Source organism: Mycolicibacterium sp. HS_4_1, from assembly GCF_054515875.1.
Window position 1 is genome coordinate 3114218 of record NZ_CM137261.1, and the last position, 24803, is coordinate 3139020.

The window sequence follows — 24803 nt, forward strand, 5'->3', positions numbered from 1 at the left end:
TGTTCCGCAGACACTTTAGGCGACCGGCTGGCGGTCCGCAGGGAAATCACCAGAACCGGCGCACGCCGCCGTTCCGTTCGCCCACGGGCACAGAACCAAAGGCCGAGCTTCTACGCAGAGTTTGCCGACGGCTGCCGAAATCCCCTTGCGGGATTGTTAACCTGCTGAATATGGAACGCAGCGTGACAGGCCCACCGGTTCGCCGGTCGGCCGCCGCGGGAGACCGTCGGGTACCCGCATGACCGCTGCCGGACTGAACCACTACTACTGGCTCACCTCGCTACTCGCCGCGCGCGGCCTGCAGACCAGAACCTGTCGCGTGATCGCGGCTCTCAACGCCGTGCTCGGCATGGTTCCCGCGCTGCTGATCCTGAGCCCGGCCGGCCCGCACGGGCCGGTGCGCCAAGCGGTCGCCGTCGCCATCGGGGTATTCGCGCTCGGAATCGGCGCCGTCTGGCTCCGCCATTCCTGGCCGTCCCAGCGGTTCTCCGCGGTCGTGGTGTCCCTCGGCTCGATCCCGATGAGCGCCGCCTGCCTGATCATGTCCGATCCGCTGCTCGGACTCCTGGCCACGAGCGCGTTCATCTTCTCCAGCGGCTACGTGGCGTTCCTGCACCGTCCCAGCGTGCTTGCCGGCCCCTGGACCCTCGGCGGGCTCACGCTGGGATACCTGGCTGTTCAGATCGGGTCCCACGACCCTGCCCTGGCCGCCTGCGCCGTGCTGATCATCGCGCTGCTCAACGTCTTCGTGTTCTTCACCTGCCGCGTGGCGATCGGGTTGAGCTCCACGGACATCCACCACAGTGAGATCGAGCCGCTCACCGGCATGCTCAACACGGACGGCCTGTATTCACGCGCCGCGAACCTGCTCGCGGCGCGGAACCGGCAGGACGACCGTCACATGGTGCTGGCCGCGGTCAGCATCGACAGCTTTCCCCTGCTGTCGTCCGTGTCCGGCCCCCGGCGCGCCAACCGGGCCCGAATCGACGTCAGCCAGGCGTTGCGGGAGACGGTGCGGCGCAACGCGATCGCCGCACACATCTCCGACAGTGACTTCATCATCGCGGACACCTTCACCACTCCCGACGCGTCGCCGTTGATCGACCGGGTCCAGGGCGCCATGAAGTCCACGCCGTCACGGGTGACCGCGAGCATCGGTGTGGTGGTGACACCGTTGGCCCCGTTGACGGTGCACCCGCCCGAGATCGTCATCGACGCGCTGCTGGCCGTCGCGGCGCAGGCCATGGAACGCGCCCGCGAGGACGGCGGCAACGACGTCCGCTACGACGTGCGGGACGACCTGCCGATCAACGAGTAGGCAGTTCCGCCTTGATCCGCGGCGCGATGAGCCCCGCCAGGTAGTCGTGCCCGGCATCGGTGGGGTGCACCCCGTCGGACGCGATCAGATCCGGGCGATCGACGAACCAGCGCTCGGTGATCGGATCGACGAACGTCGCACCGGCCATGCCGGCCTGCATGGCGAGCACATCTCGGATCTGGAGCACCGCGGGCGGCACGTCAGCGGTTGGCCACGGCGGGCCGATCACCAGCAGCTTGGCACCCGGCGCCGTCGCCCGTGCCAGCATGAACGCGTCGTGCGCCATCCCCGACAGTTGCATGAGGTCGGCACCCTCGTCGTTGCGCGAGCCGAAGAACACCACGAGCGCATCGTCCGGACGCACCGCCCGCGCGGTCAGGTCCCGGAAGATGCTGCCGTGGTCGCCGCGCACGACGTACCCGGCCCGCCCTTCGGCGGCGACGTCCGCGGTGATCGGGACGCCCCAGGCATCGAGGTTCCGGCCCGCCTGCGCCGCCCAACTCCGCGGACCCTGGCCACCGAAGTTCGTGCCGTTGGTATACGAATCGCTGATCACCGCGACGCGGTCGGGCGGCATACCCGGGCGCACGCTTCGATAGGCGTGCGCCGATCCGGGCGCACTCACCACGGACGCCACGCACAGCACAGCTGCCAACAACAAGGTGGTCAGATGACGCACTGCTCTCCCATGATCCAGTCGGTGATTCGACGTACTCGGTCAGCCCGCCCGTTCGGCGCGCTCGACGTCGTCGTCAGATATCGCCTGCAGTTTACGTTGCCCTGCAACAGCTTTCGAGTTGTCGGCGGGGCCGGCCATGCGCCGCATCCAGTGTCGCGCCGGTTCTTCGACGTAGTGGAACAGCAGCACCGCGCCGGCGAAGGACCCGGCCAGCAGGGCCAGCACGATGAACTTGGTCCCCCAGCTCGGGGACATGTCGATGCGGTACTGCGCAGCGGCCCAGTTCCAGCTCTGGTGCACCAATTCGTGGACCATGTACAGGCTGAACGAGACCTTGCCGCCGTAGACCATGACCCGGGTCGACAGCAGCGCGGGCAGGGTTCCGGTGCCGACCGACAAGGCCACCACCAGTGGCAGGAAGAAGATGTCGACGAGGCCGAAGTCATCACGGACCGTCGGGATCGGATGCGCGTCGAACCAGTACACGAGGCCCACGATGAGGCCGAGCAGCACCACTGACAGCACGCCGGCGAGGGTCCGGCCGCGGTCGGTCAGATTCAGCTTGCGCACGGCGGCGCATGCCAGGGCACCTGCCGTGAACTGCAGAACGATGCGCGGCAGCCAACTCCAGGGCGTGTAGAACTCGCCCGTCGCGGCCAGGAAGAGCAGTGGCGGCAACGTCGCGGCAAAGGCCAGCCACAGCAGGGCGCGCGCCCGGCTGGCCCGGGCGACGCGGAACAGGACGATGACCAGCAACCCAAACAACAGATAGGCCAGCCATTCCGCGCTGATCGACCACGCGGGGCCGTCCCAGCTGGAGTTGTCGAAGAACGGCACCACCCACAGCTGGACCAGGAACAGCTGGCGCAGATAGTTGGGGCCGGTGAGGGTGGCCGCAGCCGGCGACGGGAAGTCGCCGACGTTCAGGGTGAAGATGATCCAGGCCACGGCCAGATGCATGGTGACCAGATAAACCGGCCACACTCGGGCCAGGCGCAGCCACAGGAAATGCAGTGTCGCGCGCGTCGACCACGCCGGCCCCATGCGCTCGAGGTAGTTCCACGTCAGCACGAATCCGCTGAGGATGAAGAACAGGTCGACGCCTTGGGCGCCGCAGTCGAGTATCGGGGCGAGGGCCTCGCTCAGCGGCGGGGAAGCCTCATGCAGCAGCGGACGAAAGTGGAACAGCACCACCCACACTGCGGCGACGATGCGCAGGCCGGACAGTGCCTTGATTTCACCGCTCGGCACAACACTCATGACGGGGAAAGGGTAACAGCGGCAGCGACCCGGGTCCCGGTGGGAAACCTGTGACTTTTCTTGGATGACACTCCCGAGCGCGTGATACTCGCTCGAAATCACTCCCTCTCCAGAGGCTGGAATATCCGGCCTCTGGAGAGCATTCTGTAGACATGCTAATTAGGCGGAAATTCACGACATCGGCGGTCGCCGCGGTGGCCGCCACAGCAGCGATAGTTGCGGCTCCGGCGGCGGCGATGACGCTCTCCGGAAGCTTCGGTGCGGACCGAACTGTGGTTGCCGACAACGGCTACGGCGGACCTGATGGCCAAGGCGGCGGTGGCGGCTGCGGCGACGGCGCGAACTGGCAGGGCTGCGGCGGCTGGAACCCCAGCACCGGCGGATTCGGCCACGGCTGCTTCAACGGAATGTGCGGCGGCTGGGACGGCACTCGCGGCTGGGGCGGATAACCCTTTTACCTCTGGGCGGAAATCCCTAAGCTCGCGGCCATGGATGTCCCGAGCCCGCGACACGACGCGCCGCATCTGGCCGACGTGGTGCCGGCGGTGTTGGCAGCGATGGGCGTGACAGGAGCCCAACTCGACGGGGTTCATCGCCCCATCGACCTGCCCGCCGGCATTCGGGGTGCCTGTGTCCTGCTGATCGACGGCCTCGGCGTGCAGCTGCTGGACACCTACGTGGGCGACGCTCCTGTGCTGGCGGGCCTGCGTGGGCGGACCCTGCGAGTCGGCTACCCCGCCACCACCAGCGCGGGCCTCGCCGCGGTGGGCACCGGCCGACGCTCCGGCGAACACGGCATGGTCGGCTACTCATTCCGGATCCCCGACCACGGCGTGGTCAACGCGCTGCGCTGGACGCCACATCCTTTTGGCGCCGATCTACGCGACGTGCTGGTGCCGGAGGAAGTCCAACCGCTGCCGACCACTTTCGATCGGGCCACCGAGGCCGGCATCGATGTCAGCGTCATCTCGGGAGCCGAATTCACCGGCTCGGGGCTCACCCGGGCGGTGCTGCGCGGCGGGCAGTATGTCGGGGTGCATCGGCTCGGCGACCTCGCAGCCCGGGTGCAGCAGGCCGTCGCCGGCGGCGGGTTCTGCTACGGCTATCACGCCGACCTCGACATGCTCGGTCACCTGTACGGCGCGGGGTCGACAGCGTGGCGCATGCAGCTACGGCAGGTGGACCGGCTGGTCGAATCGATCGTCGAGGCCCTACCGGCCGGTGGACTGCTGGCGGTCGTGGCCGACCACGGCATGGTCAACCTCGACGAAGCCGAGACCGTCGACCTCGATTCGCATCCTGATCTGCAGGACGGCGTTGCCGCCGTCGCCGGGGAGGCGCGCGCCCGGCACGTCTACGTCGCCGCCGGGGCGGCCGACGCCGTCGCGGACAGGTGGCGGGAAACGTTGGACGGCAAAGCCTGGGTCCGGACCAGAGACGAGGCCATCGACGAAGGGTGGTTCGGTGCGCGGGTCGGTGACACGGCGCGGAGCCGGATCGGCGACGTCGTCGCGGCGGCGCGGGACAATGTGGGACTGCTACGCAGGACGATCGAACCTCTTGAATCTGCCCTGATCGGACAGCACGGGTCGTGGACAGATGCCGAGCAGCTGGTCCCGCTGCTCATCGCATGTGGTTGATGGCGCCGGACTACTCCGGCTTCAGATGCGCGTCGTCGGCGAAAACGAGTGATCCGCTGTCCAGCAGAACAGCCCAGCGGCGTGCCGCATCGGCAATATGCTTTTCCCCGACATCGACCGAATAGCCCGCATGGTCGCCGTAGTCCTCGACGATCACACCGCGCAGGTCCTTGGCGTCACCCCGGTTGACGCGAACCCGCATGTCAACGGCGAACTTGGCGTTCCTACCCATAACCACCCCAGCATTTCTGGTAATCACCGCAGGTACGGAACCTCGGCCCACCGACCTCGGCCCCGACGTCAGTAGGTACCGAACTTTAGGCCACCGTGACCACAGCGGCAAAGCAAACACCCACGATTGACACGTAGATGGTACGCGCCGTACCAACCGGCGTCGGCTACCGTCTTCGCCGTGATCGTGCTGCTGCCGCCCTCGGAGACCAAGCGCCCAGGTGGCGACGGACCACCGCTGCAGCTCAGCACGTTGAGTGTGCCGGAACTCACGCCGCTCCGGAGGACGCTGGTCGACGAGCTTGTCGCCCTGGCGGCCGACCCGGAAGCCAGCCGCAAGGCCCTCTCCATCTCCGCCTCGCAGGACGCGGAGATACAGCGCAACGCCGAACTGAACAGCGCCCCGACAATGCCGGCGATCGAGCGCTACACCGGGGTGCTGTACGACGCCCTCGACGTCGGCTCGCTGCGCGGTGCCACCGCGACCCGCGCCCGGGCCCGGCTGGCGGTCGGATCGGCCCTGTTCGGGCTGCTGCGCGCAGATGACCCGATTCCGGCGTACCGGCTGTCGGCATCGTCGAAACTGCCCGCCGGCGGCACCCTGGCCAGCCGGTGGAAGCCCGTCCTGGAGCCTGTCCTGGCCCAACTCCAGCAGCATGAGCTCATCGTCGACCTGCGGTCCGGCTCGTACGAGGCGCTCGGCAAGATCCCCGGCGCGGTGACGGTCGACGTGTACACCGAACACGCCGACGGGCGCCGCACCGTCGTCAGCCACTTCAGCAAGGCCCACAAAGGACGGTTGGCGCGAGCGCTGGCCGGCAGCCGGGCCGAGCCGGATGACGCCGCCGCCGTCGCCACCGTCGCACGTCGCGCCGGGATGCGCGTCGAACGTGACAGCTCCCGACTGACCGTTCTGGTCACGGCGTGACCCCGGCTGCGCGACGGGTCCCCGCCGGTCTGCGATAATGGCTCTCGAGGGGAGTATTCCTTCGCCGCGGTGTCGTCATCACGTTGTCCAACGTCGGGCAGCCGGTACCGCGGGCCGCTGCGGCGGCGGTAGAGACCTCGGTCGTTCACTGACGCCCGGAGGCACCCTCGCATGAATGTTTCTACGCTGGAATGGTCGATCACCCTTGGTGTGACGATCGCCGTACTGCTGTTCGACGTGGTGGTGATCGGCCGCCGCCCCCACGAGCCCACCACCCGGGAAACAGCCGGCTATCTGGCCGTCTACGTCGGCCTCGCAATCGCCTTCGGAATCTGGGTGTGGAACTTCCACGGCGGCGATTACGGCGTGGAGTACTTCGCCGGCTGGCTCACCGAATACAGCCTGTCGGTCGACAACCTGTTCATTTTCCTGATCATCATGGCCAGCTTCAAGGTGCCCAGGGTCTTGCAACAGGAGATCCTGCTGATCGGCATCATCCTGGCGCTGATCTTCCGTGGCATCTTCATCGCCCTTGGCGCCGTTGCCATTTCGCAGTTCTCGTGGATCTTCTACCTCTTCGGCGCATTCCTGGTGTACACCGCCGTCAAGCTGGCGCGGGACACCGAGCACGACGACGACGCCGAGAACTCGATGGTGCGGTTCGCCCGCAAGTACCTGAAGGCCTCCGACCAGTGGGACGGCAACCGGTTGCACACCAGCGTGAACGGCAAGCGGGTGCTGACCCCGATGCTGCTGGTGATCGTCGCGCTGGGCACCACGGACCTTTTGTTCGCACTCGACTCGATCCCGGCGATCTACGGCCTCACCCAGGAGCCGTACCTCGTGTTCACCGCGAACGTCTTCGCACTGATGGGTCTTCGCCAGCTGTACTTCCTCCTCGGCGACGTGCTCAAGCGGCTGGTCTATCTGTCCCAGGGCCTGGCCTTCATCCTCGGGTTCATCGGTGTGAAGCTGGTCCTGCACGCGCTGCACGAGAACACGCTGCCGTTCATCAACGGCGGTGAGCCTGTGCATGTGCCACAGATCCCGACGCTACTGTCGCTGGCCGTCATCATCGTCACGCTCGTCGTGACGACGGTGGCCAGTCTGTTGAAGACCCGCGTCGACGCCCGCAGCGCAGGCTAGTTGCGGGCCGCCGCCACCGACCGGGGCAAATCTGCGTGCGACAATCTGGCCATGGCCATGTCGATCGATCGCCCCAAGCTGGAAGGCAACATTGCCGTCGGCGAGGGCCGCCAGATCAGTTTTGCCGAGTTCGGCAACCCGCAGGGACGCGCGGTGTTCTGGCTGCACGGGACGCCGGGCGCGCGCCGGCAGATCCCGACCGAGGCCCGCTCCTTCGCCGCGCGCAAGAACATCCGGCTGATCGGCATCGACCGGCCGGGTATCGGCTCGTCGACGCCCTACCAGTACGAGAACGTGCTCGGCTTCACCGACGATCTACGCACGGTTGCCGACACCCTCGGCATCAACCGGTTCGCGGTGATCGGGCTGTCCGGCGGCGGCCCCTACACCCTGGCCACAGCGGCAGCTATGCCCGACCGGGTGGTGCTGGCCGCGGTGCTCGGTGGCGTCGCGCCGTTGATCGGTGAAGACGGCATCAGCAGCGGGCTGATGGAGCTGGCGAAGATCGTCCGGCCGATCATCGAGGTCGCCGACACCCCCATCCGGTGGGTCGCCGGCTCGGTGATCAAACTGATCGGACCGTTCGGCTCCCCCGCCCTCGACCTGTATGCCCGCATCTCGCCCGACGGCGACCGAAACCTGTTGAGCCGTCCGGAGTTCAAGGCCATGTTCCTCGACGATCTGCTCAACGGCAGCCGCAAGCAGCTGGCGGCACCGTTCGCCGACATCGTCGTGTTCGCCCGCGACTGGGGCTTCCGGCTGAAGGACATCAAGGTGCCGGTGCACTGGTGGCACGGCGACGCCGACCACATCGTGCCCTACGCCCACGGCCAGCACGCGGTGGCGCGTATTGCCGATGCCGAGATGTACACGCTGCCGGGCGAAAGCCACCTCGCGGGTCTCGGTGTGCCCGAAGAAATCCTGACCAAGATTCTCGAGGTCTGGGACGCTGACCTGGCCGCACAGTAGCGCCCGTCAGGCCGTGACGGCCTGACGGCTGAGCACCCGGCGCAGCATGTGCATGGCGACCGTCGTCGACCGCTCGCGGATGTCTGCCCGGTTGCCCGGCAGGTGGACGGTCCGGGTGTGGATTGTGCCGTCGGCCAGACGTACGCTGAAACACACTGTGCCGACCGGCTTCTCGTCGCTTCCACCGCCTGGGCCGGCAATGCCGGTGATACCCACGGCGACGTCGGCGCCGAACCGCTCCAGTGCGCCGGCCGCCATGGCCTCGGCAACCGGTTCGGATACCGCACCGTGCGCCGCGATCAATGCCGGGTCGACGCCGAGCAGATCGGCCTTGGCCTCGTTGGAGTATGACACCACGCCACCGGCCAGATAGGCCGACGAACCCGGCCGGTCGGCCAGCCGAGCTGCCAGCAGGCCCGCCGTGCAGGACTCGGCCGTCGCGATGGTACGCCCCGAAAGCAGCTGCGCCACTTGGTCATCGACCAGGGCGCCGTCCTCGGAGAAGACCTCGTGCCCGTGGCGTTCACGGAGCAGTGCGGCCAGTTGCCGGTAGCTCTCGGCGGCGTCGGGTTCGTAGCGGGTGACGATCTCCAACTCGCCGCGACGCAGGCATGTCGTGATCTCCAGGCCGGGGAAACCGGCGACCAGGGTCTCGGCTTCCCGCAGGGTTTCGGCCAGCCCCGACTCGGGCAGACCGAACATCCGGATGGTGTCCTGGGTGTAGATGGTGCGCCCGGCAATCGCCTGCTGGGCGGTGGCCGTCTCGATGGCGCGGGTCCACATCGGCTGCAGTTCACGAGGCGGCCCGGGGAGCACGATGACCGTCGGCGCACCCCCGGCCCGGGTGACCACGACGCCGGGTGCGGTGCCGACGGGGTCCAGAATCTCGATGCCCTCGGCGCTGCCACCCTTGGGCACCAGCGCCTGCTTACGGTTGGCGGCCCGGACCGCGTCGAAATCGGCGCCAGGGAACCGGCCCATGAAGGACCGCAGGATCTCGGCGATGCGCTCCTCGAGTGCTTCGTCGAGCACCAGCTCGCGGCCGCAGAACCTGGTCACCACGGCGACGGTCATGTCGTCGGCTGTCGGCCCGAGTCCACCGCTGGTCACGATCAGGTCGACACCTTGCGCGGCAAGGAAATTCAGCTGGGACTCGATGTCTTCAGGCCGGTCGCCGCAGATGGTGATGTGGGCGAGCTCGACGCCCAGTTCCAGCAGCCGATCCGCCAGCCACGGCCCGTTGAGGTCCTGGACCCGCCCGGTGAGAACTTCGGTCCCGGTCACCACGATGCCCGCACGCACGCCCATGGCGATCACAGTACGGCGCTACCGCAGGACCCTGCGGACTGAGTCAGCCCGCCAGCCAGGCGCGCACGGTGCCGAGCTCGCGCGTGTAGGACTCCATCATCCCGTCCTGGAAGCGCGAGCTGCCGCTGATCGCGTCGTCGCCCTGCCAGATCACGCGGACCCGAGAAGCGCCACGCAGGTAGACGTCCACCCGGTCGTCCTGGCGGCGCTGCCACCCGGTTTCGGCGGTGTGCTCGGCCAGTGCGGATCGTTCGTCAGCCATCGGCTTCTCCTTCATGTGTGCCTTCATCATGTCTTATGCGCCGGGCCGCAAAACCCGCGGTACGACGTCCGGCGCCGCGGGCCGGACGTCCGGCTCGGCAAGTCCGGGATCGGCGACCCCGGCGGGTGAGACGCCGCCGGCGGTGCCCTGCGGCGCGGGGCCGCCCGTGACCGGGACCGTCACCGGCGGGGTGTTGTAGCCGCCGACCCGCACCCAACCAGCGGTCACGCCGGGTTTCGGCACCAGCCCCCGGACGTGCGCGGTCTCCCCCGGGTAGACCGTCACGTAGTTGTCGCTGTACTCGATCGGCAAGATCTCGTCGGCGTCCGGCGCGGTGGTCAGCTCCGCCCGCTCGAAGAACGCGAGTTGCTTGGTCGGGTTGTGCAGGGCTATGTCGACCACCTGCTGGCCTTCGCCGTTGACCGAACCGACGGCACTGACCTCCAAGGCGGCCTTGGTCATGTAGTTCAGCGGCGTCATATCGGCCCAACCGGTCTGATGCAGGTCGAAGGCGTCGTCCTTGCGGGGATTGCCGATGTCGTCCTGCTGCGACTGCCAGTAGTCGTTGTCGGCGATGACCTCACCGATCGGATTCAGCAGTTCGCACCGGACGAAGAACACCCGTGAGTCGGGCACTTCGCGCGGCAGCGTCATGGCTACCGCGGCGGCACCCGAGACCACGTCGTACGGGTCGCTGGTGCGGTCGTCGCGCACCGTTCCGTTGATGTCGTAAACCCGGGTGCGCACCCGCAGGCCGACGGCATTCTCCGGGCTCTGGTTGGTGATGCTGATCTTGGCGGTGCTGTGGTCGCCCGTGGCGTACGAGTCGAAGGTGACCGACAGCGGCTGCAGGCCCTTCTTCGCGCCGTAGTACGCGCCTCCGGGCCGTAGGTAGTAGTCGAAGATGTTGCCGAAGAACGATGGCCAGTGGTTGTTGAGCATCCAGTAGATCGTCATCTTGTGGTCGGCCCAGCCCAGCGCGGCGAACGACTCGAACTGGGCCCGCGTCGCCTCGTAGTGCGCGAGCTGCGCCTTGCGCGTGAATTCCTCTGCGCCACTGGACGATCCGTAGCGCTGGACGACCGCGTCGCGGATGCTCGCCAGCGCTTCGTTGCCGGGGTTGGAACCGGCGTGGAAGTACCACATGTCGTTGATCGGCCAGAGCTTGTCCGGCGGGATGAACTTGCGCAGGCTCGCGAACGGCGGGATGTGCTCGTTGTCGCCCTGCTCGGCCGACGCGCCGCGAGCGGCGGCGTAGTCGCCGCTGAACCAGTACGACGGGGGCCGCCAGGTGTACGGGCCGGCCATCTGGATGCCGTCCCACAGCCGGTTGCCCTGCGGATCGGTGGCGTATGACGACACCGTGTCGACAACGGCGTTCTGCCAGTGCAGCTTTCGCAGGATGTCGTGGTACTCGGTGAGGATGTCGGCCGGCGGGTGGCCGTCGCTGGCATTGGCCCACACGAACGCCGATGCATGCGAACGCAACATCATGATCTGCGAGCGCAGACTGTCCTGCGCGACGCGGTGGTCCTCCTGGCCCCACTGCGGCCATTTCTCCCACTGGTTGCAACACATCCAGCCCACCATCAGCGGGATGCCCAGCTCGTCGGCCCGTTCGATGAAGCGCGCAGCGGGAATCTTGGATTCCATGCGGATCATGTTCAGACCCAGATCCTTGACGTAGCGGAGGATCGCGTCGTCACGATCGGGATCGTCGCGGTACAGCAGGTCGGGCGTGTAGGTGGCTCCGCGCGCCAGGAACTCGCGGCCGTTGACCTTCAGGTAGAAGTTGCCGCCGGAGCCCAGCTGCGGGAACTCCTCACTACCGTCGCGGCCCTGTTCGATGGACCGGATACCGAACCGCTGCTTGAACTCGTCGGTGGCCTGGCCGTACTGCAGGAACTGCAGCCGCAGGTCGTACAGGTCTGGTTTGCCCATCGTGTACGGCCACCAGAGATCGGGGTGCTGGACCCGCAACGCCTCGTAGTCAGTGGGGCTGAACGTGACGTCGCGGCTCTCCCCCGGTCCGAGCGACACCGGTCGCTCGATGTCGATGGCCGGCTTGCCGGCGCGGGTGATCGTTGCCCGCACCACGCCGTTGACCCGTTGTCCGGAGTAGTTGGTCAGGCCCGACCGGACGCTGAGCTGGGCGCTGTCGGTGCGCGGCAACGGCAGCTGGCTGTTCACGGTGGCGTCGGTGATCGCCACGTCGCCCGACATCTTGAGGGTGACAGGCTTGAAGATGCCGGCATTGCGGTCGGCCACGAACGAGTTGCCGTTGGCCGGGTTCTTCCCCGGCCCCTGGTACCCGAGATAGTTCCAGTTGATCCAGTCGAACCAGCTGTCGGCAAGCTCCACGCCGTCGACGTCCTGCAGTGCCCGCTCCGGGGTGACCTTGACCGCGAGCGTGTTGGTGCGGCCGGGGTCGATCCACTTCGACACGTCGAGGGTGTGGTCGACGTACATGCCGGCGATCTGGTGGCTGTCGGCGATCTGGTGCCCGTTCAGCCAGATCTCGGCCCGGTAGTTGATACCCGGGAAGTTCAGGCGGTAGGTCGAGTGCCCGGTCGGTGCGACGAACGTCGTGCGGTACCACCAGTCCTGCTTGTACAGGTCCTGCGGCACCTTGGTCAGCAGGTTGTCGGCGTAGTAGAGGTCCGGGTAGGTGCCGTCGTCCTGCAGCGCCTGCAGCACCGTCGCCGGCATGTGCCGCACCTGGTGCCAGCCGGCACCGGAAGCGGGGAATCCGGCGAGGCTGAGCTGCGCGCCGCTGGCCACCATGCCCTGCGCGGACGCCAGCTGCCAGCCTTGCGCGAGCTCGACCTCGGTGGCCGCGCTCATGGGCTTCAGCAGGCGCGGCAGATCACCGGTGCACGCGAACAGCAGCACCAGGGACATGACGGCACCCAGCACTGCACCGCGGCGCAACTCGGTTGATATAGCCCTGCTCCCTCCGAAAACGTCAGCATCTGAACGCGCTTCTACAACCGAATACGCGATGTGGGGGCACCTCATTGTGCCCCGTCAGACCCGCAGTGTCGGAATCGGTGAGGTCAGAACTTGTGCGGCACGTCGGTCGTCAGACCGCCGTCGACGACGAACTCGCTGCCTGTGGCAAACGACGATTCGTCGCTGGCCAGGAACACCACAAAGGTCGCTACCTCATTGGGCTGCCCGGGCCGGCCCAGCGGCGCGGTCATCATGTCGTCCGGGAAATATTTGGTCATCGGCGTGCGGATGAAACCGGGGAGCACCGAGTTCACCCGGATCTTGTCCTTGCCCAGGTCGATGGCTGCCGACTTGGTCAGACCGCGCACCGCCCACTTGGACGCGACGTAGGGATGCAGCAGCGTGGCGCCGCGCATACCTTCGATGGACGAGATGTTGATGATGGAGCCGCCGCCGGCCTCCCGCATCGGCGCCACCACCGCCTGCATGCCCAGGAAGGTGCCGGTGAGGTTGACGTCGATGCACTTGTGCCACTTGGCCATGTCGAACTCGCCGATCTTGCCGAGGGCGGTGATGCCGGCGTTGTTGACCAGGACGTTGAGGAGGCCGAACTGCTCGGTCGCAGTGCCGACCGCGGCGGCCCACTGGTCGGCGTCGGTGACATCGAGGTGCACGTAGCGGGCGGCGGCGCCGAGTTCGGCGGCCAGTGCCTCGCCCTGCTCATCGAGGACGTCCCCGATCACGACCTTGGCGCCCTCGGCGACCAGCATCCGGGCATGCGCCGCACCCATCCCCCGTGCGCCGCCAGTGATCAGTGCAACTTTTCCGTCCACGCGTCCCATGACGGGTCACGCTACCGCCCGGCCGACGGGTAGCCGGGAGGCCGCGCGCGAATCACCTGGGGCGAGCGAGGCGACGGGGAAAATCCCGGCATACTGGTCGCATGTCTGCGCCGAACGCCGGGCCGATCACGGGGCCGATCGCTGCGGTCGACGCCGACGACCCCGGCGCGACGGGCTCGAACGTCGGCGCCTTTTTCGACGTCGACGGCACGCTGGTGTCCGGATTCATCGCGACGATCCATGCCGCACACCGGTTCCGGCAGCGCCAGGCCGCCTTCGGCGAACTCACCGGAATTCTCGAGGCGACCCTGCGATACAAGCTGGGCCGCATGGAGTTTGAGCGGCTGCTGGTGCGCGCCGCCGGCTACCTGCGGGGTGAGTCGCTGGCCCAGCAGGAATCGCTGGGCGAGCAGTTGTTCCACAGCCATGTGCAGGCCCGGATTTTCCCGACCATGCGCGAGGTTGTGCGCGCCCATCAGCGGTCGGGCCACACGGTGGTGCTGAGCTCGTCGGCGCTGACCATGCACGTCATGCCGCTGGCCCGCGCTCTGGGTGTCGAGCACGTCATCTGCAACCACTTCACCGCCGACGGCGATGGCACGCTCACCGGAGACATCGTCCGGCCCATCGTCTGGGGGCACCGGAAGGCCGCGGCGGTCGAGGAATTCAGCCTGGCCAATCGTGTTGACCTGCAACAGAGTTACTTCTACGCCGACGGCGACGAGGACCTGCCCCTGATGCGCGCCGTGGGACATCCGATTCCAGTGAATCCGCGCCCCGGGCTGGCGGCCGAAGCCGAGCGGCTCGGCTGGACGGTGGTGCGCGCCGCCGCCCCACCCCGCGACCGGTCCGGCTGGCTACGGCGCTTCGTGCCACGCTGACGTTCCGGAACATCATTCGCCCCAGAATCTCGGCCGAAATGCGTGCGTAGTCTTGCGCGCCGGACTGTCACGAGGTAGTAAACTAGAACACGTTTCAGTTTTGCCGCTTTTGCTACGGCCCCAGCACGAGGAACTCATATGCGCACCGCTATCTGCGACCAGCTCGGCATCGAATACCCGATCTTCGCCTTCACCCACTGCCGCGACGTCGTCGTGGCAGTCAGCAAGGCCGGCGGCTTCGGCGTGCTGGGTGCGGTCGGCTTCTCCCCCGAACAACTCGAGATCGAGCTGAAGTGGATCGACGAGAACATCGGCGACCACCCGTACGGCGTCGACATCGTCATCCCCAACAAGTACGAGGGCATGGACCAGGTGGATCTGGATCCCGATGTGCTCAAGAAGCAGCTCAACGCCCTGGTGCCCCAGGAACACCTGGATTTCGCGAAGAAGATCCTCGCCGACCACGGCGTGCCGGTCGACCACAGCGACGACGACGCCCTGCAGCTGCTCGGCTGGACCGAGGCCACCGCGACCCCCCAGGTCGAGGTCGCACTGCAGCACCCGAAGTGCACGCTGATCGCCAACGCACTGGGCACGCCGCCGAAGGACATGATCGACCACATCCACGCCGAGGGCCGGAAAGTCGCCGCGCTGTGCGGCTCGCCGTCGCAGGCCCGCAAGCACGCCGACGCGGGCGTCGACATCATCATCGCCCAGGGCGGCGAGGCCGGCGGGCACAGCGGTGAGATCGGCTCGATCGTGCTGTGGCCCCAGGTGGTCAAGGAGGTCGCGCCGGTTCCGGTGCTGGCCGCCGGTGGCATCGGCAGCGGCCAGCAGATCGCCGCCGCGCTGGCGCTCGGCGCCCAGGGTGCCTGGACCGGTTCGCAGTGGGTGATGGTCGAGGAGAGCGAGCACACCGAGCAGCAGCACGCCGCGTACGCCAAGGCCAGCAGCAAGGACACCGTGCGCAGCCGCTCGTTCACCGGCAAGCCGGCACGGATGCTGCGCAACGACTGGACCGAGGCCTGGGAGCGGGAGGGCAACCCCAAGCCGCTCGGAATGCCGTTGCAGTACATGGTTTCCGGCATGGCGGTGGCCGCCACTCACAAATACCCGAACGAGAGTGTCGACGTCGCCTTCAACCCCGTCGGCCAGGTGGTCGGTCAGTTCACCAAGGTCGAGAAGACCGCCGCGGTGATCGAGCGCTGGGTGCGGGAGTACCTCGAGGCCACCGGCCGGCTCGAGGCGCTGAACGAAGCCGCCTCCGTCTGATCGAGGCTGCCGCCTTGCCTTGGCGGCTCGCTTGACGTTGCTTGTGCCTCGGATTGCAGTCAGTATGCGACTGCAATCCGAGGCGTAAGCGGTGCCCACATTCACAGGCGTAGACCCACGCCGTCGGATTATGTATGGTTGCATACATAATCCGACGGAAGGTCACGGATGCCTGGTCCCCGTGAACGCATGATCGTGTCAGCGGCACTGCTCATCCGCGAGCGCGGCGCACATTCGACGGCCATCTCGGACGTGCTCGCCCACAGCGGCGCGCCGCGCGGCTCGGCCTATCACCACTTCCCTGGCGGTCGCACCGAACTCCTTTGTGAGGCAATCGATTTCGCCAGCAACCACATCGCGCGCCGGATCGCCAGAGCAGACTCGGCACTCGAAGCGCTCGACGTACTGATCGACGGCTTCCGCGCCCAACTCACCGAGACCGAATTCCGGGCCGGTTGCCCGGTGGTCGCGGTCGCTGTCGAGGCCGACAACCCGCCTGTGCTCGAGCGCGCCGCCGCGGCGTTCACCCGCTGGCTCGCCCAGCTCGGAGAACAGCTCCGGGCCGACGGCGCCCCGGCAGAGGAAGCCGCCGAACTGGCGATGCTGGCCACCACCGCCATCGAAGGCGCCGTTCTGGTGGCCCGCACCTCCGGCTCCACCGCCCCCCTTGACCTCGTGCACCGGCAGCTGCGCGCCCTGGTGTCTGCCGCGACAACACAACGGAAGGCGACCTCATGACCGCGACCCAGGCCGAGTGGCAGCCCACCGCCTGCATCCTGTGTGAGTGCAACTGCGGCATCGTGGTCCAGGTCGACGGCCGCACACTGTCGAAAATCCGTGGCGACAAGGCGCATCCGGCGTCGCAGGGTTACACGTGCAACAAGGCACTGCGCCTGGACCACTACCAGAACAACCCGGGCCGCCTCACCACTCCGATGCGCCGCCGGCCCGACGGCAGCTACGAGGAAATCGACTGGGACACTGCGATATCCGAGATCGCCGAAGGCTTCTCACGGATCCGCGACGAGCACGGCGGCGACAAGATCTTCTACTACGGCGGCGGTGGCCAGGGCAATCACCTGGGCGGCGCGTACAGCGGGGCATTCCTGAAGGCACTCGGGGCCCGATACCGGTCGAACGCGTTGGCACAGGAGAAGACCGGCGAGTACTGGGTTGACGCGCAGCTCTACGGCGGGCACACCCGCGGCGAGTTCGAACATGCCGAGGTGTCGGTGTTCATCGGGAAGAACCCGTGGATGTCGCAGAGCTTCCCACGGGCCCGCACGGTGCTGCATGACATTGCCAAAGACCCGCAGCGGTCCATGATCGTCATCGATCCGGTGATCACCGACACCGCCAAACTCGCCGACTTCCACCTGCGGGTGCGTCCCGGCACCGATGCCTGGTGCCTGTCGGCACTCGCCGCGGTTCTGGTCCAGGAAAACCTTTGCGATGAACCATTTCTCGCCGAACACGTCACCGGTGTCGAACCGGCGCAGGCCGCACTGCGCGCCGTGGACGTCGACGACTTCGCCCAGCGCTGCGGCGTCGAAGCCGAGCTGTTGCGCGCCGCGGCGCGCCGGATTGCCAGTGCGGCCAGCGTTTCGGTGTTCGAGGACCTCGGCGTGCAGCAGGCGCCGAACAGCACCCTGTGTTCCTACCTCAACAAGATGTTGTGGATCCTGACCGGCAACTTCGCCAAACGCGGTGGACAGCATCTACATTCGTCGTTCGCGCCACTGTTCGCGGCAGGCGGCGTCGGCCGGTCCCCGGTGACCGGCGCTCCCATCATCGCCGGGCTGCTGCCGTCCAACGTGGTGCCACAGGAGATCCTGACCGACCATCCGGACCGCTTCCGCGCCATGATCGTCGAGAGCAGCAACCCGGCCCATTCGATCGCCGACTCGGCCGCGGTGCAGGAGGCGCTCAGCGCACTCGAACTGCTGGTGGTCGTCGATGTCGCAATGACCGAGACCGCCCGACTGGCCCATTACGTGCTGCCCGCGGCGAGCCAGTTCGAGAAGCCCGAAGCCACGTTCTTCAATCTCGAGTTCCCGCACAACACCTTCCACCTGCGGCACCCGGTGATGACGCCACTGCCCGGGACCTTGCCGGAGCCGGAAATCTGGGCGCGGCTGGTGCGGGCGCTCGGCGTCGTCGACGACGCCGAGCTCGACCCGCTCCGCCGGGCCGCCCGCGACGGCCTCGACGCGTACCTGGGAGCATTCTTCGGCGCGGTCGGCGCCAACCCGTCACTGGGCCGCGTACTCCCGTATGTGCTGTACGAAACCCTGGGCCCGACACTGCCCGACGGCCTGGCCGGTGCGGCAGCTTTGTGGGGGCTGGCGCAGAAGGCCGCGATGACCTATCCCGATGCGGTGCGCCGGGCCGGCCACGCCGATGGCAACGCCCTGTTCACCGCGATCCTCGAGGGCCGCTCGGGCGTCACGTTCACCGTGCACGAGTACGACGACGACTGGGGCCTGGTCGGCCACGGTGACAAGCACATCGCCCTCGAGATCCCCGAGATGCTGACCGAACTCGCGGCGCTTGGCGCCGACCGGCCACCACTGGTCACCGACGAGTACCCGATCGTGCTGTCGGCCGGCGAGCGCCGGGCGTTCACCGCCAACGACATCTTCCGCGATCCTGGCTGGCGCAAACGCGATGCCGACGGCGCGCTGCGGGTCAGCGTGGAAGACGCTGCGGCCCTGGGCCTGGTCGACGGCGGGCGGGCCCGGATCACGACCGCTGCCGGCACCGCGGAAGCGTCCGTCGAAGTCACCGACGTCATGCTGCCCGGGCATGCCGCGCTGCCGAACGGTTTCGGACTGGACTTCACCGACGCCGACGGGCAACAGCGCGTGCCCGGGGTCGCCCCCAACAACCTGACCTCGGCCGACTGGCGCGACGAATTCGCCGGGACCCCGTGGCACAAGCATGTGCCCGCCCGCATCGAGGCCCTGACGGCCTGACTAGCTCGGCACGGGATCACTCGGCGGGAGCAACCGGTCGATGGCGCTGACGGTCTCAGGCGACAGACCATCGCGCATCACCGCCGCCAGGAATTGCGTGACGCCGGCCAGGCCGGCTAACCGGCCGGGGCGTCCGGCGGAGCCGGCGGCTGGACCGGTACCGGAGCCTGCGGTCCGGCGGGCATCCCCGCCGGTGGTGTCGCGTCGGCGTCCATCGGCCGCTGCGCCAGCAGCACGAGCGCCTCCTTCGGGCTGATCTCCCGGTTTTGCACGGCATGCCAGACGTCCTTCAGATAGGACAACTGGTCGGGGTCCTGCGAACCGTCCGGAGTGGACGTCGTGTACGGCGGCAGATTTTCCGGGCTGGACAGGTGCGGGACCGGGGCCGCCTCTGGCACCGGCACCGGTTTTCCTATCGGAGCCGGCGCCGACGCCGCCGCAGCCGTTGTGTCGCTGGATTTGGTATCGGTTGCCGGCCCGTCGGCCCAGGCCGTTGCCGCGCTACCGAGCGGCAGCAGCAATGCTGCGCAGGCAAACCCCACGACGCGGATCTTGGCGTGGGTTCTGGTGTCGTCCAGGATTCTCATCTGATGCCCCTCCCGTCCATCTCCGGTAACCAATGGTGCTACAGGTGACTGCGGTATTGCTGGGAATTTGCCGTATCAATCTGGTGCGGCCGTACGAATATCCCCCTGCCACCTCGGCCCCGGAGCGCTCCTACAGCGGCCTGGCTACGACGAATAGTCCGATGCGAATGGGCGTCCATCGGCATTCACCCAGAATCTGAGCCGGAATATCGGCATAACCTTGCGGCCCCGACTGCCACGCGGTACTAAATTGAAACACGTTGCAGAGTGAGGAGCGCCACATGTCGGCACCGAACATCCCACCCGGATTCGACTTCACCGACCCCGACATCTACGCCCAGCGACTGCCCGTGGCGGAGCTGGCCGAACTACGCCATGTCGCGCCGATCTGGTGGAACGACCAGCCCATGGGCAAGGGCGGTTTCGACGACGGCGGCTACTGGGTGGTGACGCGGCACAAGGATGTCAAAGAGGTATCCCGCCGCAGCGACGTGTTCTCCAGCCAGACCAAGACCGCCATCCCCCGCTACCAGGACGGCACGGTGACCGAGCAGATCGAACGCGGAAAGTTCGTACTGCTGAACATGGACGCCCCGCACCACACGCACCTGCGCAAGATCATCTCGCGCATGTTCACCCCGCGCGCCATCGAGCTGCTCCGCGACGAGCTGAGCAAGCGCGCACAACAGATCGCGCAAGAGGCGGCCACCAAGGGCTACGGCGACTTCGTCGAGCAGGTGTCCTGCGAGCTGCCGTTGCAGGCGATCGCCGGTCTGATGGGTGTTCCCCAGGAAGACCGCAAGAAGCTGTTCGACTGGTCCAATCAGATGGTCGGAGACATGGACCCCGAATTCGCCGGCAACGACGCCATCACCGCGTCCGTCGAACTGATCATGTACGGCATGGCGATGGCCGCCGACCGGGGCGCCAACCCGCGCGACGACCTCGTCACCCGACTGGTCCAGGCCGACGTCGAGGGCCACAAACTCTCCGACGACGAGTTCGGCTTCTTCGTCATCCTGCTTGCGGTGGCGGGCAACGAGACCACCCGCAACACCATCACCCAGGGCATGATGGCGTTCGCCGAGCACCCGGACCAATGGGAACTGTTCAAACGCGAACGTCCGGCGACAGCCGCCGACGAGATCGTCCGCTGGGCGACGCCGGTCACCGCATTCCAGCGCACGGCAACGGAGGACACCGAACTCGGCGGCGTGCCGATCAAGAAGGGCCAACGGGTGGTGATGTTCTACCGGTCGGCCAACTTCGACGAAGAGGTGTTCGACGACCCGTACACGTTCAACATCATGCGCGACCCCAACCCGCACGTCGGCTTCGGCGGCACCGGCGCCCACTACTGCATCGGGGCGAACCTGGCGCGCATGACCATCGATCTGATGTTCAACGCGATCGCCGACCAGCTGCCTGATCTGCGGCCACTCGGCGAGCCGGAACGCCTACGGTCCGGCTGGCTGAACGGCATCAAGCACTGGCAGGTCGACTACACCGGCGCTAACGCGAAACCAGCTGCCGCGCAGTGATCTTGGGCCGATCGGGGTAGTCGAGCAGCGACTGCCAATAGTCGTCCGACAACTCTTGGCCCGAGCGCAGCACCATCGCCAGCCCAGTCGCCATCGCCACGCCGAGGAGGCCGAGCCACAACCCGGTGACGGCGATGACCACCCACAGCACCGCGGTGAGCGCCGGCCACGGCGAGACCGCCATCAGTGCCGGCGCGAAGAAGAATCCGGTACCGACATACCAGGCCGACCCGGTCCGGTCGGCCGCCATGACCGCCCGTAGCCAGACGGGCGGCACCCGCGTCGGCGGTTCGGCTGGATGAGTGCGCATCTCGATCGCCTCCTGTGGGTTGCCGGACGATTCGATGCTGTGCCCATCAGGTAAACGCCACAATTACCTCACAGGTAGTCGCCACCGAGCCGGCCAGCCGCAACACTTGAGGCGTGACCGTCGCCAGCGCCGCCCCGCCACACTCGCCACAGCCGTTCGGAACACTGATGCGGCAGTGGCGCCAGCGGCGGCGCATCAGCCAACTCGACCTCGCGATCGAGGCTGACGTGTCGGCCCGCCATCTCAGCTTCATCGAGACCGGCCGCTCGACGCCGAGCCGGGCCATGGTGCTCAAGCTCGGCAGCGTGCTCGATGTCCCTGCGCGAGAACAGAACCGGCTGCTGCTGGCCGCCGGGCATGCGCCGGTGTACGCCGAACGGTCACTCGACGATCCGGAGATGAGCGCTGTGCGCAACGGGATCGACCGCGTCCTCGCCGCGTACGAGCCCTTCCCGTGCCTGGCCGTCGACCATCTGTGGAACATCGTCGCGGGCAATGCCGGCATTGTCGTGCTGCTCGAGGGCGTGACGCCCGCATTGCTGGATTCGCCCAACGCCCTTCGCATTTCGCTGCACCCGGACGGGCTGGCGCCGCGAATACGCAATCTCGGACAGTGGCGCCACCACGTGATCGGCCGGTTGCGCCGCGAAGTGGCCGCCAGTGCGTCGGCCGAGCTCCACGACCTGCTGACGGAGATCGAGGCCTATCCCGGCGGAGACGTCGAATCGTCCGATCTCGGCGGCGTCGCGGTGCCACTGGAGATCGACGGCCCCGACGGCCAGGTGCTGACCTTCCTGAGCACCGTCACCACCTTCGGCACAGCGCTGGACCTGACCGCTGCGGAGCTGAGTTTCGAAGCGTTCCTGCCCGCCGACGAGTCGACGGCACGGGCGCTCAGGCGTTGATGACGATCGGGTCGCCGACGTTCACCTGGTTGTAGTACCACGATGCGTTATCGGTGCTGAGGTTGATGCAGCCGTGGCTGACGTTCGAACTGCCTTGCTGCGCAACGGACCACGGTGCCGCGTGCACGTAGACCCCGCCCGAGGTGACCCGCACCGCGTAGTAGACCGTCAGCTTGTAGCCTTCGGGGTCGTTGAGCGGGATGCCGATGGTCCGCGAGTCCATCACCACGGGATTCTCCTTCGACATCGCGGTGAACGACCCCACCGGTGTCGGGTGCTTGGGCTTGCCCATGGACGCCGGCATGGTCTTGACGACCTGGCCGTCGATGCTCACCGTGAAGGTGTGCCCGCTGATGCTCGCGACTCCGAGCGTGGCCGAGCCGGTCCGGAAATCCTGCTTGAAACCGCCGACCGACACCGTGATGGACGAATGTGCGGGCCAGTATGTGCTCGGCGTGAACTGCACCTTGTTGTCCGCCAGCCACGCGTACGTCCCGGCGGGCGCCTTCGTCATCTTCGGCGAGGAGAACTCGATGGTGCGCTCAGCGCGCCCCCGGTCTGCCACCGGCTGGCTGAAGGTCACCGTGACAGGCATACCCACACCGACCGCGTCTGCGCTGCCAGGCGTGATCATGGCGACCGGAAGAGACTCGGGCAGCGCCGCGACGGCAGCACCCACGGAGCCGCTCAGCATCATCACCGCAGATGCGGCAACGGCCAGCGCATAACGCACAGTTTTGGGCAAGGGGTCCATCCTCAGGTCCGAGATACGTTCACTACTTATCGTAGTTCGGCGCGGGCGCTACTTTCGTTAGCCGCACGCCGGTAGCCGGCCAGTTGCGGCCTCACCTCGCCCTTTACTGAGGCGGCGCGGCGGGTTCTGCCGGCGGGGCAGCATCGGCAGGCGGCGGAGCGGCCGGTGCAGGGGCCTCGGCGGGCACCGCGACAACGACCGAATTCGGCGGGACCTCGGCCGGAGGGATGTCGGTGGCCGCGGGCGGCACGTCGGCCGCCGGCAGGCCCTCGGGGTGCGCCGCTGGGTCCGATTCGGCAACCGGGGCGGCCTGCGGCTCGACGGCGGGCGCGTCAGACAGCGGCGCCTCGACCGGCGCCGACACCCCGGCCGACGGCTCGGCAGCCGGCGCCACGTGGACCGCCGCAGGCGCAGCCGGTGCCACCGCCTCCTCGGCAGCCGCGGGCCGCGGGCTCTTGGTGACGGACGTCGACGCGGCGCCATGCCCGGGCAGGAACTGCAACGTGACCGCCATCGACACGGACGCCACGAACGCCGTCGATCCGACGGCCAGCATGGTGAGGGGCAGCGCGGGCGAAGTCGACACCTGCTGCCAGCGGGACGATCCCGTCGACCGATGCCGGCCGACCGGCATCATCGCTCTGCGCTCGAACGCGTCGGCGGCCTCGAACGCGTCGAAGGTCGGGTCCCAGCCGCAATCCTGACCACTCCACTCGTCGGGGCGGGGGACGTCGCCGAAGTAGTACGGCTCGGACAGGTCGGAATCACCCGTCCGCACGGACACCAGCGCCGCACCGCGGGCCAGCGCCAAATCCGCTTCTTCCGGCGTGAAGACCGGTACCGAGAGGGCGTCCTGCAGCCCCGGCAGAATGGCCTCGAAGTTCCCCGCGGAGCCGATGACCACCAGTGCCTCCGGCTGCCAGTCCGCGCGGGTGAAAACGGCGCTGAGCCAGCTGGTCAGCCCCGACCGGGAGCCGACGGAGTGATTCACGGCGGTGTGGACCGCACCGCTGGCCGCGTGCACGATCATGGTGATCGCAAATTCGGGCTCGATGGTGCACACCGCGGTGGTCCCACAGCCCAGTGCGTCGGCGATGCCGCGGGCCACCGCCTCGTTGGCCTCCGGGAAGCGCACCGGCACCACGTTGTCGAACCCGGATTCCGACAGCGACCGCATCAGCATCGAGGCCTCGGCGTCGGCGTCGTCGCTCCATGTCAGCCCGATCGACTTGAGCCGCAGTCCGCGCGTCGCCGCCAGGGCCTCACTGCGCAGCACGGCGGCGGTGGCATCTGCCGAGTTCATGATCTCGACGGCGTCGTGGTCCATGGTGAATCCGTCGACGTCATTGCCCTCTACCAGGACCAGCCCCATGGACGACGGAGTCATGGCCAAACCGAGCACCGCGTCCACGCAAACAACCCCTTCAAAAACCGCATGGCGGCGCCGCACGACCGGCGATGACGCGTGCTTCGGCACGCGGAAACCACCGCGGAATCGCGGTGAGACAAGCCACCCTTTGACCGGTGACTTTACCCGTTACCTGGGCCACAGTGCATCCCTCCGCAGGCCACCGACCTGGGGATATTTGCCAGCTTCCGACTGCCCTGTGTTCAAACCGTTATCAGTATTTGCCACCTTGTTCACGGCCGGTCGGCGTGCCCGAGGTGCGTACCGGAAGTTTGACGGCAGGCGCGATGAGGTATCCAGTGGCCTAGTTGTGACCTGTCGCTGCGCGATCCTGTGATGGGGCGGCGCGAGAATTGTCGACAAGAACGGCAAGGAGGTCAGCATCATGACGGCACCGCCACTCACCCCGCCCACGGCGATCTCCCATGACGAGGTGGGCGTACATGTCCGCGGCCTCGGCTGCTCGTATGCGACGTGCACGTGCGGGTGGACCGCGCGCCCCCGGCATCTGCGGGCCTCCGCCGAGCAGGACGCGTGGACACACTCCATCGAATCCGGCTGCGCCCTGGCCTTTCCCCTCGTCAACCGGTAGCGCTCAGCTGTCCCGTGATGTTGCGCGCCAGGCGAGGTGGGAA

24 protein-coding genes are annotated in these 24803 nt (G+C 67.5%); 13 read left to right on the forward strand and 11 right to left on the reverse strand.

All coding sequences use genetic code 11. The annotated features are described in order from the left end of the window. Positions 1-238: 238 nt before the first annotated feature. Entirely contained in the window at positions 239-1318 is a 1080-nt protein-coding gene (locus ACX12F_RS14895; protein ID WP_459365334.1) for a GGDEF domain-containing protein, read from the forward strand. On the opposite strand, the gene ACX12F_RS14900 is transcribed toward ACX12F_RS14895, so the two are convergent. Both ACX12F_RS14900 and ACX12F_RS14905 read right to left on the reverse strand, forming a co-directional pair. After that, positions 1308-1997 carry an Rv0518 family GDSL lipase gene (locus ACX12F_RS14900; protein ID WP_459365335.1) on the reverse strand — a complete coding sequence of 230 codons (690 nt, stop codon included), beginning with the start codon at positions 1995-1997 and terminating at the stop codon, positions 1308-1310. The genes ACX12F_RS14895 and ACX12F_RS14900 overlap by 11 nt on opposite strands. 39 nt (positions 1998-2036) lie before the next feature. Continuing rightward, on the reverse strand, positions 2037-3257 hold the full coding sequence (locus tag ACX12F_RS14905) for an acyltransferase family protein (RefSeq protein WP_459365336.1): 1221 nt from the start codon (positions 3255-3257) through the stop codon (positions 2037-2039). 152 nt (positions 3258-3409) lie between these two features. Here ACX12F_RS14905 and ACX12F_RS14910 point away from each other — a divergent pair, with 152 nt between their 5' ends. Both ACX12F_RS14910 and ACX12F_RS14915 read left to right on the forward strand, forming a co-directional pair. Then, positions 3410-3706 (forward strand): hypothetical protein, encoded by a 297-nt coding sequence (locus ACX12F_RS14910; protein WP_459365337.1) that lies wholly within the window; start codon positions 3410-3412, stop codon positions 3704-3706. Positions 3707-3745: 39 nt separating this feature from the next. Further along, positions 3746-4897: an alkaline phosphatase family protein gene (locus tag ACX12F_RS14915; RefSeq protein WP_459365338.1), complete on the forward strand. Its 1152-nt coding sequence runs from the start codon at positions 3746-3748 to the stop codon at positions 4895-4897. A gap of 10 nt (positions 4898-4907) precedes the next feature. On the opposite strand, the gene ACX12F_RS14920 is transcribed toward ACX12F_RS14915, so the two are convergent. Continuing rightward, positions 4908-5129, reverse strand: a complete 222-nt coding sequence (locus ACX12F_RS14920; RefSeq protein WP_459365339.1) for a hypothetical protein — start codon at positions 5127-5129, stop codon at positions 4908-4910. A gap of 180 nt (positions 5130-5309) precedes the next feature. Here ACX12F_RS14920 and yaaA point away from each other — a divergent pair, with 180 nt between their 5' ends. The 3 genes from yaaA to ACX12F_RS14935 all read left to right on the forward strand — a co-directional run bounded on the left by yaaA (position 5310) and on the right by ACX12F_RS14935 (position 8171). Next, positions 5310-6056: a peroxide stress protein YaaA gene (yaaA, locus tag ACX12F_RS14925; protein WP_459365340.1), complete on the forward strand. Its 747-nt coding sequence runs from the start codon at positions 5310-5312 to the stop codon at positions 6054-6056. A gap of 171 nt (positions 6057-6227) precedes the next feature. Beyond that, positions 6228-7202 (forward strand): TerC family protein, encoded by a 975-nt coding sequence (locus tag ACX12F_RS14930; RefSeq protein WP_459365341.1) that lies wholly within the window; start codon positions 6228-6230, stop codon positions 7200-7202. A 51-nt stretch (positions 7203-7253) separates the two neighbouring features. After that, on the forward strand, positions 7254-8171 hold the full coding sequence (locus tag ACX12F_RS14935) for an alpha/beta fold hydrolase (protein ID WP_459365342.1): 918 nt from the start codon (positions 7254-7256) through the stop codon (positions 8169-8171). A 6-nt stretch (positions 8172-8177) separates the two neighbouring features. On the opposite strand, the gene ACX12F_RS14940 is transcribed toward ACX12F_RS14935, so the two are convergent. From ACX12F_RS14940 to ACX12F_RS14955, 4 genes are all read right to left on the reverse strand, one after another. Further along, positions 8178-9479: a competence/damage-inducible protein A gene (locus tag ACX12F_RS14940; RefSeq protein ID WP_459365343.1), complete on the reverse strand. Its 1302-nt coding sequence runs from the start codon at positions 9477-9479 to the stop codon at positions 8178-8180. A gap of 43 nt (positions 9480-9522) precedes the next feature. Continuing rightward, positions 9523-9741 (reverse strand): hypothetical protein, encoded by a 219-nt coding sequence (locus ACX12F_RS14945; RefSeq protein WP_459365344.1) that lies wholly within the window; start codon positions 9739-9741, stop codon positions 9523-9525. 33 nt (positions 9742-9774) lie between these two features. Beyond that, positions 9775-12642 carry a glycoside hydrolase family 2 protein gene (locus ACX12F_RS14950; RefSeq protein WP_459365345.1) on the reverse strand — a complete coding sequence of 956 codons (2868 nt, stop codon included), beginning with the start codon at positions 12640-12642 and terminating at the stop codon, positions 9775-9777. 155 nt (positions 12643-12797) lie between these two features. Next, complete coding sequence (locus ACX12F_RS14955) at positions 12798-13535, reverse strand: glucose 1-dehydrogenase (RefSeq protein WP_459365346.1); 738 nt, start codon at positions 13533-13535, stop codon at positions 12798-12800. Between the two features lie 137 nt (positions 13536-13672). Between ACX12F_RS14955 and ACX12F_RS14960 the strand changes: the two genes are divergently transcribed. The 4 genes from ACX12F_RS14960 (at position 13673) to ACX12F_RS14975 (ending at position 18663) form a co-directional block, all read left to right on the forward strand. Continuing rightward, positions 13673-14416 (forward strand): HAD family hydrolase, encoded by a 744-nt coding sequence (locus tag ACX12F_RS14960; protein WP_459370358.1) that lies wholly within the window; start codon positions 13673-13675, stop codon positions 14414-14416. Between the two features lie 138 nt (positions 14417-14554). Further along, entirely contained in the window at positions 14555-15688 is a 1134-nt protein-coding gene (locus ACX12F_RS14965) for a nitronate monooxygenase (RefSeq protein WP_459365347.1), read from the forward strand. 168 nt (positions 15689-15856) lie between these two features. Continuing rightward, positions 15857-16426 (forward strand): TetR/AcrR family transcriptional regulator, encoded by a 570-nt coding sequence (locus ACX12F_RS14970; protein WP_459365348.1) that lies wholly within the window; start codon positions 15857-15859, stop codon positions 16424-16426. Further along, positions 16423-18663: a molybdopterin-dependent oxidoreductase gene (locus ACX12F_RS14975; protein WP_459365349.1), complete on the forward strand. Its 2241-nt coding sequence runs from the start codon at positions 16423-16425 to the stop codon at positions 18661-18663. The genes ACX12F_RS14970 and ACX12F_RS14975 overlap by 4 nt, the downstream gene beginning before the upstream one ends. 116 nt (positions 18664-18779) lie before the next feature. Here the strand turns inward: ACX12F_RS14975 and ACX12F_RS14980 are convergent, their stop codons facing one another. Further along, complete coding sequence (locus ACX12F_RS14980) at positions 18780-19250, reverse strand: hypothetical protein (RefSeq protein WP_459365350.1); 471 nt, start codon at positions 19248-19250, stop codon at positions 18780-18782. Positions 19251-19531: 281 nt separating this feature from the next. Between ACX12F_RS14980 and ACX12F_RS14985 the strand changes: the two genes are divergently transcribed. Next, positions 19532-20791, forward strand: a complete 1260-nt coding sequence (locus ACX12F_RS14985; RefSeq protein WP_459365351.1) for a cytochrome P450 — start codon at positions 19532-19534, stop codon at positions 20789-20791. Here ACX12F_RS14985 and ACX12F_RS14990 read toward each other — a convergent pair. Next, positions 20763-21101: a hypothetical protein gene (locus ACX12F_RS14990; RefSeq protein WP_459365352.1), complete on the reverse strand. Its 339-nt coding sequence runs from the start codon at positions 21099-21101 to the stop codon at positions 20763-20765. The genes ACX12F_RS14985 and ACX12F_RS14990 overlap by 29 nt on opposite strands. Before the next feature lie 167 nt (positions 21102-21268). On the opposite strand from ACX12F_RS14990, the gene ACX12F_RS14995 reads away from it, so the two are divergent. Continuing rightward, positions 21269-22006: a helix-turn-helix domain-containing protein gene (locus ACX12F_RS14995; protein WP_459370359.1), complete on the forward strand. Its 738-nt coding sequence runs from the start codon at positions 21269-21271 to the stop codon at positions 22004-22006. Here ACX12F_RS14995 and ACX12F_RS15000 read toward each other — a convergent pair. Both ACX12F_RS15000 and ACX12F_RS15005 read right to left on the reverse strand, forming a co-directional pair. Next, on the reverse strand, positions 21996-22760 hold the full coding sequence (locus ACX12F_RS15000; protein ID WP_459365353.1) for a L,D-transpeptidase: 765 nt from the start codon (positions 22758-22760) through the stop codon (positions 21996-21998). The genes ACX12F_RS14995 and ACX12F_RS15000 overlap by 11 nt on opposite strands. 103 nt (positions 22761-22863) lie before the next feature. Beyond that, positions 22864-24171, reverse strand: a complete 1308-nt coding sequence (locus ACX12F_RS15005) for a DUF7159 family protein (RefSeq protein ID WP_459365354.1) — start codon at positions 24169-24171, stop codon at positions 22864-22866. Positions 24172-24553: 382 nt separating this feature from the next. Here ACX12F_RS15005 and ACX12F_RS15010 point away from each other — a divergent pair, with 382 nt between their 5' ends. Continuing rightward, on the forward strand, positions 24554-24760 hold the full coding sequence (locus ACX12F_RS15010; protein WP_459365355.1) for a hypothetical protein: 207 nt from the start codon (positions 24554-24556) through the stop codon (positions 24758-24760). Positions 24761-24803: the final 43 nt, after the last annotated feature.